The 15,534-nt window shown below is 73.5% G+C and carries 11 protein-coding genes and 1 tRNA gene; 7 read left to right on the plus strand and 5 right to left on the minus strand.

The genetic code is table 11. The features are described 5' to 3' along the window. Window positions 1-64: 64 nt before the first annotated feature. Complete coding sequence (locus ACFXOZ_RS09240) at window positions 65-1,051, minus strand: sigma-70 family RNA polymerase sigma factor (RefSeq protein ID WP_375892770.1); 987 nt, start codon at window positions 1,049-1,051, stop codon at window positions 65-67. A 425-nt stretch (window positions 1,052-1,476) separates the two neighbouring features. Here ACFXOZ_RS09240 and ACFXOZ_RS09245 point away from each other — a divergent pair, with 425 nt between their 5' ends. Continuing rightward, window positions 1,477-2,280, plus strand: a complete 804-nt coding sequence (locus tag ACFXOZ_RS09245; RefSeq protein WP_375892772.1) for a phosphatase PAP2 family protein — start codon at window positions 1,477-1,479, stop codon at window positions 2,278-2,280. 109 nt (window positions 2,281-2,389) lie between these two features. Here ACFXOZ_RS09245 and ACFXOZ_RS09250 read toward each other — a convergent pair. Both ACFXOZ_RS09250 and ACFXOZ_RS09255 read right to left on the minus strand, forming a co-directional pair. Next, window positions 2,390-2,462: transfer RNA gene (locus ACFXOZ_RS09250), tRNA-Arg, on the minus strand. 150 nt (window positions 2,463-2,612) lie between these two features. Continuing rightward, complete coding sequence (locus tag ACFXOZ_RS09255; RefSeq protein ID WP_380588780.1) at window positions 2,613-5,024, minus strand: D-alanyl-D-alanine carboxypeptidase family protein; 2,412 nt, start codon at window positions 5,022-5,024, stop codon at window positions 2,613-2,615. 297 nt (window positions 5,025-5,321) lie between these two features. Between ACFXOZ_RS09255 and ACFXOZ_RS09260 the strand changes: the two genes are divergently transcribed. The 3 genes from ACFXOZ_RS09260 to ACFXOZ_RS09270 all read left to right on the plus strand — a co-directional run bounded on the left by ACFXOZ_RS09260 (window position 5,322) and on the right by ACFXOZ_RS09270 (window position 7,728). Next, window positions 5,322-6,074 (plus strand): GPP34 family phosphoprotein, encoded by a 753-nt coding sequence (locus ACFXOZ_RS09260; RefSeq protein ID WP_375889073.1) that lies wholly within the window; start codon window positions 5,322-5,324, stop codon window positions 6,072-6,074. Window positions 6,075-6,658: 584 nt separating this feature from the next. Continuing rightward, window positions 6,659-7,522: a helix-turn-helix domain-containing protein gene (locus ACFXOZ_RS09265; RefSeq protein ID WP_375889071.1), complete on the plus strand. Its 864-nt coding sequence runs from the start codon at window positions 6,659-6,661 to the stop codon at window positions 7,520-7,522. After that, on the plus strand, window positions 7,519-7,728 hold the full coding sequence (locus tag ACFXOZ_RS09270) for a DUF397 domain-containing protein (protein ID WP_350505095.1): 210 nt from the start codon (window positions 7,519-7,521) through the stop codon (window positions 7,726-7,728). The genes ACFXOZ_RS09265 and ACFXOZ_RS09270 overlap by 4 nt, the downstream gene beginning before the upstream one ends. 188 nt (window positions 7,729-7,916) lie before the next feature. On the opposite strand, the gene ACFXOZ_RS09275 is transcribed toward ACFXOZ_RS09270, so the two are convergent. Beyond that, window positions 7,917-9,032, minus strand: a complete 1,116-nt coding sequence (locus ACFXOZ_RS09275) for an ADP-ribosylglycohydrolase family protein (protein WP_375889069.1) — start codon at window positions 9,030-9,032, stop codon at window positions 7,917-7,919. A 271-nt stretch (window positions 9,033-9,303) separates the two neighbouring features. Further along, window positions 9,304-11,910, minus strand: coding sequence for a bifunctional FO biosynthesis protein CofGH (locus ACFXOZ_RS09280; RefSeq protein WP_380588783.1), 2,607 nt, complete (start codon window positions 11,908-11,910; stop codon window positions 9,304-9,306). Window positions 11,911-12,091: 181 nt separating this feature from the next. On the opposite strand from ACFXOZ_RS09280, the gene ACFXOZ_RS09285 reads away from it, so the two are divergent. From ACFXOZ_RS09285 to ACFXOZ_RS09295, 3 genes are read left to right on the plus strand one after another with little or no spacing between them, the layout of a single operon-like run. Further along, window positions 12,092-13,417: an outer membrane lipoprotein carrier protein LolA gene (locus ACFXOZ_RS09285; RefSeq protein WP_380588786.1), complete on the plus strand. Its 1,326-nt coding sequence runs from the start codon at window positions 12,092-12,094 to the stop codon at window positions 13,415-13,417. A gap of 3 nt (window positions 13,418-13,420) precedes the next feature. Further along, entirely contained in the window at window positions 13,421-14,464 is a 1,044-nt protein-coding gene (locus tag ACFXOZ_RS09290; protein WP_375889061.1) for an ABC transporter ATP-binding protein, read from the plus strand. Beyond that, window positions 14,451-15,431 (plus strand): ABC transporter permease, encoded by a 981-nt coding sequence (locus ACFXOZ_RS09295; protein ID WP_380524070.1) that lies wholly within the window; start codon window positions 14,451-14,453, stop codon window positions 15,429-15,431. Before ACFXOZ_RS09290 ends, ACFXOZ_RS09295 begins: the two co-directional genes overlap by 14 nt. Window positions 15,432-15,534 lie beyond the last annotated feature (103 nt).

Here is a 15,534-nt window from a genome sequence, read left to right on the forward strand (position 1 = left end):
GCGCCGGCCCGGGTGCGGAGCGCTCCGCACCCGGGCCCGGGTGGTCGGCCTCGGCCGCCGGCCGTCAGGCGGCCTCGAAGCCCGCGTGGTCGGCGATCTTCTTGAGCTCGGCCAGGGCGTGCTTCTCGATCTGCCGGATCCGCTCACGGGTGAGGCCGTGCTGCTTGCCCACCTCGGTGAGGGTGCGCTCGCGGCCGTCCTCCATGCCGTAGCGGGAGCGGATGATCGAGGCGGTGCGGTCGTCCAGCCGCCCGATCAGGCCGTCCAGCTCCTCGCGGCGGAGCATCACCATCACGGCGTCCTCGGGGGACGTCGCCCCGGTGTCCTCCACCAGGTCGCCGAACTGGGTCTCGCCCTCGTCGTCGACCGACATGTTGAGGCTGACCGGGTCCCGCGCCCAGTCCAGCACGTCCTTGATCCGGGCCTCGGTGGTATCCAGCTCGGCCGCGATCTCGGCCGGCTCCGCCTCACGCCCCAGCTCCTTGGACTTCTCCCGCTGCACCCGGCGGATCCGGCCGAGTTCCTCGACCAGGTGCACGGGCAGCCGGATGGTGCGGGACTGGTCGGCGATCGAGCGGGTGATCGCCTGCCGGATCCACCACGTCGCGTAGGTGGAGAACTTGAAGCCCTTGGCGTAGTCGAACTTCTCGACGGCGCGCACCAGACCGGCGTTGCCCTCCTGGATGAGGTCCAGCAGGGGCAGGCCGCTGCGCGGGTAGCGCCGGGCGACGGCCACCACCAGGCGCAGGTTCGAGCGGATGAAGACGTCCTTGGCGCGCTCGGCGTCGGCGGCTATCGTCTCCAGCTCCTCGCGCGTGATGCCGTCGGGGAGCCGGCCGTCGGGGAGTTCGCTCTCCTCCAGCAGGTGCTGGGCGTACACACCGGCCTCGATCCGCAGCGAGAGCTCGACCTCCTCGGCGGCATCGAGCAGGGGCGTCCTGGCGATCTCGTCGAGGTACATACCGACCAGGTCGCGGTCGGCCTCAAGGTTGGTCGGGCGGGCCGCGCGAGTCCGGTCGGCCCTGTCGCGAACGACGGCACGGGTGGCCATGCTTGCTCCCTTTGCTGGTGTTGCCGAGGTCTGCCTGCCTGCCCCCCTGGAGGGCAAGAAGTGCGGGCCCCCAGGGGCTCACACGTAACGATCCAACGAACAGATTCCGGACAACATTCCCAAGTCGTTCAGATTCTTCCTCGTGATGCAGTATCCTGCCGGTTTTCACCCCGGTTCTGGACACTCGGTGACCGCCCGGGCACCTCGGGTGCCCGTTCGCGACCGCCCGTGGAACGCCTCTTCACCGACCGCACACGCAACCGTCGCCCATGGGTTGAACAGGCGAACGCTTGTGGACGTTCCCGCGCGCCCCCGGCTTCCGCCCGCGCCCGCCCCCCGGCGCACGCAGGTCCTCCGCACAAAAGATGCCGAATCGCTATCACTCCAGCTCCCGATCGGCACAGCGCACTGGGAAGGTGTCAGGCATGCACCTGACCAACAGCACGAGACCCGTCACCGTGCGTCATCGCCGCCTCCTCCGGGACGCGTCGGTCGCGCTGGGCTGCGCCGCGCTGTTCGGCCTCCTGGCGGCGCTGGTGACGGGCCGCTGGCACCCCCTGCACGAGTTCGACCAGGACTGGATCGGCGGACTGCACTCCTACGCACGCGATCACCGGATCTGGACCGCCGCGGTGCAGACCCTCTCCGACATCGGCGGCCCGGTCACGATGCGTATCCTGCTGGGCTGTGCGGCCGCCTGGCTCCTGCTGATCGGTGCCCGGGTGCTGGCCGGCTGGGTGGCCGCCCAGGCGCTGGTGGGCTGGGCGGCCCAGTGGGCGCTCAAGCTGGCCGTCGGCCGGCAGCGGCCCGCCTTCTCCGACCCGGTGTCGCACGCGGGCGGCCCGGCCTTCCCCTCCGGGCACGCCATGGCCTCGGCGATCACCTGTGCCGTCCTGGTCGGCCTGGTCTGGTACCGGGTCGGCCGACGCGGCCGGACCGCCGCCTGCGCGGTGGCCGCGGTGACGGTGCTGACCATCGGCTGGACCAGGACCGCCCTCGGGGTGCACTGGCCCAGCGACGTACTGGCCGGCTGGCTGGCCGCCGGCGCCGTCCTGGGCGTCGTGACGGCCGTGATCGAACTCTGGCGGCCGGGCGCCCTGGCCCGGGACGTCCGACGGGTCAACTGGCGCACCAGGCCCAGGGTCCAGCGGGTCATCGTGCCGTCCGTCCGCATGCCGCGGGCCGACGAGCCGCTGGAGGAGAGCGAGTTGGACGGTCCGCTCCGCTGACCCGGCCCCGAGGGGGCGGTGCCGGAGGACCGAGGGAGCGGAGGGACGGGAACGCCGCAGGCCCTCCGCCCGGGGTGGGCGGAGGGCCTGCGAACTGCGGTTCTGAATGTGCCCCAGGCAGGATTCGAACCTGCGACACCGGCTTTAGGAGAGCCGTGCTCTATCCCCTGAGCTACTGAGGCGTGGCCGGTCGGTGACCAGGCCGTTCACAGCGTACCGGATCAGGGGTCGGCCGGGGGTGGCGGACCGGGAGGCGGGGGTGCCGGGGTCTGACGGGGGGACAGCGCGGGGGGGGCCGGGCGGGCCGGCTCCCCCCCCCTGCACCGGGACGGTCAGAGCAGGCGCAGCAGGCGGGACTCGATGGACGGCGGGTTCAGGTCGCTCTGGAGGGCCACCCGGACCTCCGTCCGGCTGTCGCCCGCGCCCACGCGCAGCGTGCCGACCTCCTTGCCCGCCTTCTCGTTGTGGCCCAGGGCGGACGGGTCCAGGGTGACGGTGCCGGTGACGCCCGGGAAGCCGGGCACCACGAGGTCGTTGGTGGCGACGACCGAGACCTTGCCGCCGAGGCCGTCGTCCACGCTGGCGACCACGTCGCCCTTCTTCACCACGGTCTGGCCGGTCAGCCCGTTCTGGGCGGCCTGGATCTGCTTGCCGCTGACCTTGAGCACGGTCGGCAGGATGCCGTCACCGGGGTTCGGGCTGGTGGCCTGCTGGCCCAGAGTGACGCCGAGGATCAGCCGCTTCACACCGCCGATCTCCTTGTAGGCGGCCCACATCAGGCAGCCGCCGGCCGGGGTGCTGGAACCGGTCTTGACGCCGATGACGCCGGTCTTCGGGTTGATCAGGTTGTTGGTGTTGGAGATCTTCACGTTGTTGAACGTGGTGTCCGGGGTGGAGACGATCTGCCGGAAGATGTCGTCCTGCATGACCTGCTCGGCCAGCTTGAGCTGGTCCTTCGCGGTGGACTTGGTGTCCGCGTTGTAGCCCGCCGGGTCGGCGTAGGTGGTGTTGGTCATGCCGAACTTGGCCGCGGTGTCGTTCATCTGCTTGACGAACGCGTCCTCGGAGCCGGAGTGGAAGCGGGCGAGCAGCCGGGCCACGTTGTTGGCGGACGGCAGCATCAGCAGTTCCAGCGCCTGGTACTCGGTGAGCTCCTGGTTCTCGACGAGCGTCACCCGGGACTCGTCGGCGTTGCCGGACTCCTGGGCGGCCTGCTTGTCCACCTTGATCTTGGGGCCGCTCTCCCCCTTCTTGAGCGGGAACTTCTGCAGGATCAGGTAGGCGTTCATCACCTTGGTGACGCTGGCGATCGAGGCCGGCGCCTCCTGACCCGAGGTGCCCAGGCTTCCGACGCCGACCACCTCGGCGGCGGACTGGCCCTTGGCCGGCCAGGCGAGGTCCAACTGGTCGCCGGCGAAGCTGAAACTGCCCGCGGTCGTCATCCGCAGCTTCGGGTCCGGCAGCGGGCGCAGCAGCTGGCCCACCACGAGCACGCCGAGCACCACGGCCAGGAAGGCCGTCCAGATGGTGACCCGCTTGAGCGCGCGGCGCAGCGGCGAGACCGGGCGGGCGTTGAGGGTGGCGAGCACCTCCATCGCCTCGGCGGTGTTCTCCGGCGAGGGCTGGGGCTGGGGCTGGGGCTCCGGAGTCGGCCGGGGCTCCGGCCGCGGCGGCACCTGCTGGGAGGGCAGCGGCTCGGGCCGGGGCAGCGGCGGGACGGGCGGCACCGGCCGCCGGTCCGGCTCGGGCAGCGGTGTCGGCGCGGGGGCGGGGGCGGGGGCCGGCTTCGGGGCCGGCCGGGGCAGCGGTTCGGGGGCCGGGTCCGGCTCCGGCAGCGGAGCGGGCTCCGGGGGCTCGGGGACGCTGCCGGCGGCGGGCGGCACCGCCGGGGCTGCGGGGGTGCGGAGCGGGGCGGGCTTCTCCAGCTTCTCGGACCGGCCCGACTGCCCCGCCCCGCCCGAGCGCTGACCGGGCTGCCCGTTCCCGGTCAGTGCGACGGGCGCGGTGGCGTCGGGGGTCTCGGAGGCCTTGGAGGTCTCGGAAGCCCCGGGGGTCTCGGGCGCGTCGGCCTTCTCCGGCTTCTCGGCCTCCGCCGGCTTCTCGGCCTTCGCCGCCTCATCGGGCCCGTCGGCCTCGTCGGCCTCGTCGGCTTCGTCCGCCGTGCCGGCCTCGTCGGCCTTGCCCACCTTGCCGACCGGCTCCGCCGCCGCGGTGGTCCGGATGGCGAGACGCGGGTCGGCGACGGGCGTCCGCTCGGCGCTCCCCTTCTCACCGTCGGTCTCCGGCGCGTCCTTCTCCTTCTGCGCGCCGCCGCCGGAACCGCCCTCGTCCGCGCGCTTGCGCAGCTCTTCCGGCAGGCGCAGCGCGGTGGTCCGGTTGTCCACCGGCAGCCGCAGGGCGGTGGTGCGGTCGTCCGTCGGCAGCCGCAGCATGGTCGTCCGACTGTCCACATCCCGGACACGGAGCTCCACCGTCGGGCCGCCCTTGGTGCCCGCCTTCGGCCCGTCCACGGAGGAGTCGGCCGAGGTGCCGGCGGCGGTGTCGGCAGCGGTGCCAGCGGCGGGCGAGGCGTCAGCGGACGCGTCGGCGGCGGCCTCGGTCGAGGCGTCGGCCGAGGACCGGACGGCCCCGGCTGACGCCCCGGCAACCGCCGCACCCTCCCGTTCGCCCTTCCGTTCGCGCTCGCGGTCCCGCTCCCGCTCCCGCTCGCCGTCCCTCAGCACCCTGTCGGGGGACTCGCCCACGTATCCCAGCCTCCTCAACGCCCGGCGGGGCACCGGCAGACCCGATTTCGGGAAGCCGACGCCCCGCCCCGTGTACCTGTACAGTCTCCGCCACCGACGGCCGTCCGGCCGCGCACACCCCGCCCGACCGGGGCTTATTGCCGCCGCACGGCCGCAACGCGGTCTGTTCAAGGGTCAGACGCCGGGCCCGAGGCCGCCGGTTCCGCGCCTTCACCGCAAGGTCACGATTCGGAGGCGTACTCGACAAGCCCGTGTGAGAGGCGTCACCCTGTCTCTCATCCACGCGGGGAGGCTTGGATGGGCAAGAGCCGCAGAACTGTTCCCGAGGAACTCTTGCTGCTCGCTTTGGACCCGACCACGGGTACCACGGCGCAGCCGCAGACCCTCGACCTCGGACTCGCCGGGGCCCAGCTCGTCGAGCTGTCCCTGGCCGGACGGATCGTACCGGAGGGTGACCGGATCGCCGTCGTGCTCGCACGACCGACCGGTGACCCGACCCTCGACCACGCACTGGAACTGCTGCGCCGACGCGGCAGTCCGGTCCGCGCGGCGCACTGGATCGGCGGGCCCCGGCTGGGGCTGCGGCAGACGTACCTGGCGCACCTGGAGCGCTGCGGCATGGTCACGGCCGTGCCGGGGCAGGTGTGCGGGGTGCTGCCGACGACCCGGTACCAGGCGTCCGACGACTGCACCAACGCCGCGATCAAGCAGCGGCTGGACACCGCGATCCGCACCGGCGTGCCGCCGGACCCGCGGACGGCCGCGCTGGCGGCCCTCGCCCACTCGGTGGGGCTGGGCAAGCACCTGTACCCGGGCAACGAGGGCCGGTCCTCACGGTCGCGGCTGCGCGACCTGATCCGGTACGACCCGTTGGGCGGGATGGTCGCGCATGCCGTGATGGACGTGCAGAACGGCCTGCCGGCGCAGCAGAACCGTTCATCCCAGGGCCCTGGGGCCGGTTCCGGAGCCGCTTCCGGTCGCTCCGGTGCCCGTGCCACGGGCCGGTCCCCGGGCGGGCGGGTCCCCGCGCCGCGGGTCGGGGTGCGCTGACCCGGGCCGCCGGACCCGTACCGGGCGACGACTCGGGCGGCACGTCCGACGACCCTGACGACGCCCCGGACGACGGCACGTCCGACGGCACATCCGGCGGCACGTCCGACGGAAGGTCCGAGGGAACGCCCGGCAGCGCACGGCGCACCGTTCGCGCCCCTCGGCGGCGCTGAACGACCTTTCGCACTTCTCCGCACCACCAGGACGACCGGTTCCACCCGCACCACCGGCACCGCCGGAGGCATCGGGCACACCGGAAGCACGAGAAGCACCAGGAGCACAGAGGGGCGGTCGCCCCGCGACGCGAGTCGCCCGGCGACCGCCCCTCTGCCGTTCCCGCAGGCCCGTGGGGGCCCACCGCAACTACCGGTTCGAGTCGCCGAGCCGCATTACCACCTGGGAGCTTCCGCTGTCTCACAGACGCGCTTTTCCGATGATCTGTTCTACCGCGCTGCTGTGATTCCCCGGCGCCGACCTGGCCCAAGGTGACATGCTGCTCCAAGTCAGGGGGGTTGGTCCCAATGTCCGAAGTGTTCCGAGGGCTGCCGTTCCAACGATCACCAGAGGTTCGGCCGGAGGTCGACGTGTCCGCGAACATCAATCCCACCGTGCGCCGCCGACGCCTCGGCTCCGAGCTGCGCAAACTCCGCGAGGGCCTGGGGATGACGGCGGAGGAGGTGGCCGGCCGCCTGATGGTCTCCCAGTCGAAGATCAGCCGCCTGGAGAACGGCCGCCGCAGCATCAGCCAGCGCGACGTGCGCGACCTCTGCGACGTGTACAACGTGGCCGACGAGCAGATGCGCGGCAGCCTGATGGAGATGGCCAAGGAGTCCCGCCAGCGCGGCTGGTGGCACGACTTCAACGACATGCCGACCCCGTACAGCGTCTACATCGGGCTGGAGGCCGAGGCCTCCTCGATCCGCGCCTACGAGTCCTCCTTCATCCCCGGCCTGTTGCAGACCGAGCAGTACGCGCAGGCGGTGGTCGAGGGCACCCAGCCGGACACCGACGCGATCGCGGTGCAGCGCCGGGTCCAGGTGCGGATGAAGCGCCAGGAGCGCGTCCACGGCGAGAACCAGCTCGGCAGCCTGTGGACCGTCATAGACGAGGCGGCGCTGCGCCGCGAGGTCGGCAGTCGCGAGATCATGGCCCGCCAGCTGCGGCAGATGCTGGAGCTGAGCCTGCGCCCGAACATCACCATCCAGGTGATCCCGTTCTCGCACGGCGCCCACCCCGGTATGACCGGGACATTCTCCCTGCTGGAGTTCCCGGAGTCAGCCGATTCCACGGTTGTCTACTTCGAAGGTGTGACGAGCGATCTCTACCTGGAGAAGGAGACCGATGTGCGCCGCTATACCGGTCTGTACGACTACCTGAGAGCGGCCGCACTCGGTGTCGCGGAGAGCCGGTCGCTGATAGCCGACATCGAAAAGGGATACCACGAATGAGCACCCCCGCCGAGCACGGAACCCGTTGGCGCAAGAGCAGTCACAGCGGAGGCCAGGGCGCCTGCGTGGAGATCGCCGGACCGGCTGCGGGAGCGGTCGCGGTCCGGGACTCCAAGGACCCGGCCGGTCCGCAGCTGCGCTTCTCCACCCAGGCCTGGAACGCCTTCGCGTCCGCTGCGGCGGCGGGGGCCTTCGGCGAGGTCTGAACGGGATCCGTGCTCGGCCCAGTTGCCCGTAGCGCTGTGCGTCGCCCCGAGCGGCGGCGGTCGGCGCTACGGGCAACTGCCGTTCCGGGGGCCGTCCTTCACGAAGGCGCCCTTCACGAAGGCGCCCTGCACCAACGCGCCCTTCACCAAGGCGCCCTACACGAAGGCGGCGGCCGGAGCGCCGCCGTTCAGTGCGCCACCGGGTAGCGGACCGCCCAGTCGGCCCCCTCCGGGCTCTGCCGGTCGTGCAGTTCGGTGCCGTGCATCAGCTCCAGGGCGAAGTCGTCGGCGAGTTCGAGGATCGCGCCGCGCCCCTCCAGCCCGGCCACCAGGCCCGGCGGCAGCGCGGTGTCGCCGTGCAGCACCCCGAGTAGGTTGCCGCATATCGAACCGGTGGAGTCGCTGTCCCCGGAGTGGTTGACGGCCAGCAGCAGGCCCGAGCGGACGTCGTGGGCGACCAGCGCGCAGTAGACCCCGATGGCCAGCGCCTCCTCGGCGACCCAGCCCTCCCCCAGGGCCTCGACCCGCTCGGCGGACGGCTCGCCGGCCCGGACCGCGTCCAGTGCGGCGCGCAGCGCGGCGGTGGTCTCCTCGTGGGCGTGCCGCTCGGAGAGCAGGGCCAGTGCCAGGTGCACGCCCTCCTCCAGGGTGCCGCCGCGGGCGACGGCCTGGACGATCACCGCGAAGGCGCCCGCCGCGAGGTAGCCGGTGGGGTGGCCGTGGGTGAGCACCGAGCACTCCACCGCGAGTTGGAACACCAGGCCCGGCTCCCAGGTGGTGAGCAGCCCGAAGGGCGCCGCCCGCACCACCGTGCCGCAGCCCTTGGAGTGCGGGTTCTTGGGCCGGTCCAGGGTGCCGAGGCGCTCGCCGTCCGGGCCGGTGAGGCCGGTCAGGCAGCCCTGGCCGGGGGCGCGCTGGGCGTACAGCCACTCCTCGCGGCCGAGCCAGCCGAGGTCGGGGCGGCGCTCGTCCGGGCCCCAGTCGCGCTGGGTGGCGGCCCAGCGCAGGTAGGCCAGGTGCAGGTCGGTGGGCGGGTGCCAGCTGCCGGTGTCGCGCCGGATGTGGGCGCGGATCAGGCCGTCCACGGTGAACAGGCTGAGCTGGGTGTCGTCGGTGACGGCGCCGGTGCGCCCGTAGGCGGGGAGGTAGCCGGTGACGCCCTGCGGGCCGTGCTGGGCCCGGATCTTCTCCAGGTGCTCGAACTCGACGCCGGCGCCGAGCGCGTCACCGATGGCACCGCCGAGCAGGCAGCCGCGCACCCGGCTGCGAAAGTCCTGCTGCTGGGCTCGTGACCACAGTGGCATCACGACGGGGCGCCTTTCGTCGGGGTCGGGGGCCGCGTGCGACACCACGGCCGCCGACGCGCCCTGGCACTGTACTTCGAAGGTTCGAACGGAAGGACGGCGTCCCACGGAGTCCGCCGCCCCTGCCCGGCCCCAGCCCGGCCACTGCCCGGCCCCCGCCGGTACGGTCCCTACCCGCACGGCCCCTGCCCCGCCCGGTCCCCCGACCGTACGGTCCCGCCCGGCCGCCGCCCGTACGGCGGCCGGGGGTCGGGGTTCCCGGCGCCCGGCCTCAGTCCAGGACCGGCAGCAGCTCCGGCAGGTGCCCGTCCGAGGCGAGCGCCGCCGCCCGCCGCTCGGCGGGCACCTCGCCGTAGAGGGTGGTGCGCTGGCGGTGCGGGCGGCCGGCGGCCTCGGCGATCGCCTGGAGGTCGCGCACCGACTTGTAGCTGCCGTACGCCGAGCCGGCCATCCGCGAGATGGTCTCCTCCATCAGCGTGCCGCCGAGGTCGTTGGCACCGGAGCGGAGCATCTCGGCCGCGCCCTCGGCGCCCAGCTTGACCCAGCTGGTCTGGATGTTGGGGATGTGCGGGTGCAGCAGCAGCCGGGCCATCGCGACCACGGCGCGGTTGTCCCGGGCGGTCGGGCCGGGGCGGGCGATGCCGGCCAGGTAGACCGGGGCGTTGGTGTGGATGAACGGGAGGGTGACGAACTCGGTGAAGCCGCCACCGCTGTTGGATTCGAGCGAGCGTTGCTGGATCTCGGCGAGCAGCCGCAGGTGCCCGAGCCAGTGCGCGGGGGTGTCCACGTGCCCGTACATCATGGTGGACGAGGAGCGGATGCCCAGCTCGTGCGCGGTGCTGACCACCTCGACCCAGGTCGCGGCCGGCAGCTTGCCCTTGGTGAGCACCCAGCGGACCTCGTCGTCGAGGATCTCGGCGGCGGTGCCGGGGATGGTGTCCAGGCCGGACTCCTTGGCCCGCTGCAGCCAGTCGCGGATCGACAGGCCCGTCCTGGTGGCCCCGTTGACCACCTCCATCGGGGAGAAGGCGTGCACGTGGATGCCGGGGACCCGCTCCTTCACCGCGCGGGCGATGTCGAAGTAGGCGGTGCCGGGCAGGTCCGGGTGGATGCCGCCCTGCATGCACACCTCGGTGGCGCCCACCTCCCAGGCCTGGGCGGCCCGTTCGGCGACCTGTTCCAGGGAGAGGGTGTAGGCGTCGGCGTCGGTGCGGCGCTGGGCGAAGGCGCAGAAGCGGCAGCCGGTGTAGCAGACGTTGGTGAAGTTGATGTTCCGGGTGACGCAGTAGGTGACCTCCTCGCCGACCGCCGCCTTGCGGACGTCGTCGGCGATCCGGCACAGGGCGTCCAGGGCCGGGCCGTCGGCGTGGAAGAGCGCCAGCGCGTGGTCGTCGGTGAGCTTCGTCGGGTCGTCGGCGGCCACCGCCAGCGCCTCGCGCAGGTCCCCGGCGAGGCGCTCGGGCGCGCCCTTGGCCAGCACCTGCTCGCGCAGCACCTCCCAGTCGCCGTACACGTCGTCGAAGTCGGCCCGGCGGTCGCCGGTGCGGCCCTCGGTGTCGACGGCGGTGTGCAGGTCGGTCCGGCCGTACGACTCCGGCAGGTCCTCGGGCTCCTGCCAGGGGCGGCCCAGGACGGCCGCGTCCGGGTCGGCCAGGCCGGTGGCCGGGTCGGCCAGGGCGCGGACGTGCGGCAGCACCCGCGGGTCCAGCCAGGGTTCGCCGCGCAGCACGTACTCGGGGTAGACGGCGAGGCGCTCACGCAGTTCGAAGCCGGCCGCGGCGGAGCGTTCGGCGAGGCGGTCGATCTGCGGCCAGGGGCGCTCGGGGTTGACGTGGTCCGGGGTGAGCGGGGAGACGCCGCCCCAGTCGTCGATGCCCGCGGCGATCAGCCGCTCGTACTCGCCGTCGACCAGGTTAGGCGGCGCCTGGAGGCAGGCGGTCGGGCCGAGCAGGTGCCGGGCGACGGCCACCGTGGCGACCAGTTCGTCCAGTTCGGCGTCGGGCATGCCGCGCATCGCGGTGTCCGGCTTGGCCCGGAAGTTCTGCAGGATCAGTTCCTGGACGCCGTGGTAGGCCCGGGAGACCTTGCGCAGCGCGAACAGCCCCTCGGCGCGCTCCTGGTGGGTCTCGCCGATGCCGATCAGCAGGCCGCTGGTGAAGGGGACCGAGCTGCGGCCCGCGTCCTCCAGCACCCGCAGCCGGACGGCGGGTTCCTTGTCCGGGGAGCCGAAGTGCGGGCCGCCGGGCTCGCTCCACAGCCGGGTGGCGGTGGTCTCCAGCATCATGCCCATCGAGGCGGAGACGGGCTTGAGGCGCTGGAAGTCCGTCCAGCTCAGCACCCCGGGGTTGAGGTGCGGCAGCAGGCCGGTCTCCTCCAGGATCCGGATGGACATGGCCCGGACGTAGGCGATGGTGTCGTCGTAGCCGTGCGCGTCCAGCCACTCGCGGGCCTCGGGCCAGCGGTCCTCGGGCTTGTCGCCGAGGGTGATCAGGGCTTCCTTGCACCCGAGTTCGGCTCCGCGCCGGGCGACCTCCAGCACCTCGTCCGGGGACATGAACATCCCGTGCCCGGCCCGGCGCAGCTTGCCGGGGACGGTGGCGAAGGTGCAGTAGTGGCACTTGTCGCGGCAGAGCCGGGTGAGCGGGATGAACACGCTCTTGGAGTAGGTGATGACGCCGGGACGGCCGGCCGCCTCCAGGCCGGCGTCGCGCACCCGGGCGGCGCTCGCGCACAGGTCGCGCAGGTCCTCGCCTCTGGCCTGGAGCAGGACGGCGGCCTCGGTCGGGTCGAGGGCCACGCCGTCCCGGGCGCGGCGCAGGGCGCGCCGCATGGCGTTCGCGGTCGGAGGGTTGCTTGCGTCCGTTGCGGTTCCGTCCATGGCGCGACCCTACGCCAGGGTGGTACGACGGGATGACCCAACCCTGAGGCCGTCTCAGGGTCGGCGTACCCGCCAGGTTCACCTCGAAGTGCCCCTGCAGGGCGATGACGTGGCGGCGGTACCGGCCTCTAATGGAGGTGCAGGGCCAATCGCACGGGTTCGTAGAGGAGTTGAGGACGCCATGACCAATGGGACGGCGGGGGAAGACCGTTCGGACGGCGGGGTGCCGTACCGCTCACGGCGGCGCACCCTGGTGCGGGTCGGGGTGCCGGTGGCGGTGGTCGCGGCGATCGCCGCCGGGGTCGGGCTGGTGCCGGCGCTGGCCGCCGACTCGCCACCGGACCTGCCGCAGCTGTCCGCCGAGCAGGTGGTGGCCAAGGTGCTCGGCTCGGACGCCCAGACCCTGTCCGGGACGGTCTCCGTCTCCACCGACCTCGGGGTGCCCAGCCAGCTGCTGGGCGCGGCTGCGGGCGGCCTCGGCGCGGCGGCCGGACACGGCGGCGGGAGCGACGGGGGCGGCGCGGGCGCGGACCCGCAGGCCAAGCTGCTCGGCCTGCTCGGCGGGGACCGGACGCTGCGGGTCGCGGTGGACGGCCCGGACCGTCAGCGGGTCGACCTGATGGAGAACATGGCCGGCTACACCCTGGTCCGCAACGGCGACCAGAGCTGGGCCTGGGACAGCTCGACCAACACCGCCCTGCACCTGACCGGGCGTCCGGGCGGGCACGCCGGTCCCGCCGATCACGCCGATCCCGCCGGGAAGCCGAAGGGCCCGCTCACCGGGGTGCCGACCACCCCGCAGGAGGCCGCGAAGCAGTTCCTGACCGGGAGCGCCGGCACCACCTCCGTCACCGTCGACGGAACGGCCGACGTGGCCGGGCAGAAGGCCTACCGGCTGAGCGTCAAGCCGACCCAGGCCGGCTCGACGATCTCCGAGGTCCGGATCTCGGTGGCGGCCGACAACGGGGTGCCGCTCGCGGTGGTGGTGAAGTCCACCGACGGCTCCACCGTGCTGGACGTGCACTTCACCGACGTGTCCTTCGCCAAGCCCGCCGCCAAGACCTTCGACTTCACCGTGCCCAAGGGCGCCAAGGTGACGGAGCAGAAGGCGGACGCGGCGGCCCAGGGCGCGCACGGCTCCCGTGACCAGGGCGCCCAGGGCGCCGCCGGCGGGCAGGGCCCGGCGGGCGAGCGGGCCAAGGGCCACGACGGCGTGAACGTGATCGGCGAGGGCTGGACGGCCGTGGTCTCCACCCAGCTGCCCAGCAGCACCGGGGCGCCCTTCGGCGGCCCGCAGAGCGACGGCAAGCAGGGCGACGGCAAGCAGGGCAAGCACCAGAGCCGGTCGATGAACCCGCAGGCGCTGGTGAAGTCGCTCGGCAAGCCGGTCGGCGGCGGCACCCTGATCAGCACCAAGGTCGTCAACGTCCTGCTCACCGACGACGGCCGGGTCTTCGCCGGTGCGGTGACCCTGCCGGTCCTCCAGCACGCCGCCGGGGTGAACTGACGGATGACCGAGGCTCCCGTAACGGGGGACGTTACGGAGTCGGCCGGGGGTCCGGGCGCCGCGTCGCGCCCGGCCCCCGTTCCTTCCGCTCCCGAGGCCCCCCGTACCGACGACGTGATCAGGACCCGCGGCCTGACCAAGCGCTTCCGCGGCGGCCAACTCGCCGTCGACGGCCTGGACCTGGCCGTGCCGCGCGGCTCCGTGTTCGGCTTCCTCGGCCCCAACGGCTCCGGCAAGACCACCACCATCCGGATGCTGATGGGCCTGATCGCCCCCACCTCCGGCACGGCCACCGTGCTCGGCGAGTCGATGCCGCAGTCCGTCGCCACCGTGCTGCCCCGGGTGGGCGCGCTGATCGAGGGCCCGGCGCTGTACGGCTTCCTCTCCGGCCGGGACAACCTGGTCCGCTTCGACGCCGCCGACCCGACCGCCGACCCGCGCACCCGCCGGCAGCGGGTCGGGACGGCGCTGGAGCGGGTCGGCCTGAGCGCCGCCGCCGGGAAGAAGGCCCGCGCCTACTCGCTCGGCATGAAGCAGCGGCTGGGCCTGGCCGCGGCGCTGCTGCAGCCGCGCGAGCTGCTGGTGCTGGACGAGCCGACCAACGGGCTGGACCCGCAGGGCATGCGGGAGATCCGGGCGCTGGTGCGGGAGGTCGCGGCGGAGGGCACCACGGTGTTCCTCTCCTCGCACCTGCTGGACGAGATCGAGCAGGTCTGCACCCACGCGGCCGTGATGTCCCGGGGCAGGCTGGTCGTCCAGGGCACCGTGGCCGAGCTGGCCGCCCGGGCCCAGGGCCGGCTGGTGGTCCGCACCCCCGACGTGGCGCAGGCCGCCGAGGTGCTGGCCGCCCACCAGGTGGGCGCGCTGGTGCCCGGCGAGGGCCGGGTCGACGGCGAGCTGGGCGCGAGCGGCGACGAGGCGCTGCCCAAGCTGTGCGCGGCGCTGGTGGAGGCCGGGGTCCGGGTGCACGGGTTCGGGCTGGAGCGGGGCACGTTGGAGGACGCCTTCGTGGCGCTGACCGGGGAGGGTTTCGATGTCGCGGGCTGAGGCTTCGGCGGGCGGGACGGCTACGGCCGGAGCCGCCACGGGCGGAGCGGCCGCGGGCGGGTCGACGGCGGGCCGGTCGACGGCGGGCGGGACGACGGTGGGCGGGACGGTGCTGGTGGCCGGGCGGCGGCCGCAGACCGCGTCCGGGTTCCTGGCGCTGTTCCGCAACGAACTGCACCTGACCTTCCGCCGGATGCGCACCAAGGTGCTGCTGGGCATCCTGGCGGCGCTGCCGGTCCTGATCGGGGTGATCGTCAAGCTCAACACCGACAGTCCGCACGGCGGTGGCGGCGGCGCGCCGAGCTTCATCGCGCAGACCACCCAGAACGGCCTGTTCCTGGTGTTCACCGCGCTGGCGGTGGCGCTGCCGGTCTTCCTGCCGATGACGGTCGGCGTGGTCGCCGGGGACTCGGTGGCGGGCGAGGCGGCCACCGGGACGCTGCGCTACCTGCTGGTCGCCCCCGCCGGGCGGACCAGGCTGCTGGCCGCCAAGTTCACCGCCGGGCTGGTGTTCTGCCTGGCCGCCACCGCGGCGGTCGCGGTGACGGCGCTGGCCGCCGGCGCCGCCCTGTTCCCGCTCGGCGAGGTCACCCTGATCTCCGGGGACACCATCGGCTTCGGCGACGCCCTGCTGCGGGCGGTGCTGGTGGCCGGGGTGGTCGCCGCCTCGCTGGCCGGGCTGGTGGCGATCGGGCTGTTCGTCTCCACCCTCACCGGCAGCGGCATCGCGGCGATGGCCGCGACCGTCGGGCTGGTGATCACGGTGCAGATCCTGGACGCCTTCCCGCAGCTGGACGCGGTCCGGCCGTTCCTGTTCACCCACTACTGGACGAGCTTCTCGGACCTGCTGCGCGAGCCGATGTACTGGGACGGCGTGTGGAAGGACCTCGGCCTCCAGGCCGCCTACGTCGCCGTGTTCGGCTCGGCGGCCTGGGCCCGGTTCACCAGCCGCGACATCAGCGCCTGACGGGTTCCTTCGCCGCCCCCGCCGGGGCCCGGGCCGGCCCCGCCGCCGCCCCCCCCCCCCCGGGGCCGCCCCCACGCGGCCGGGCCTGCCCGGGGGGCCGCGC

It is taken from the genome of Kitasatospora sp. NPDC059160 (assembly GCF_042755465.1).
Lineage (GTDB): Bacteria > Actinomycetota > Actinomycetes > Streptomycetales > Streptomycetaceae > Kitasatospora.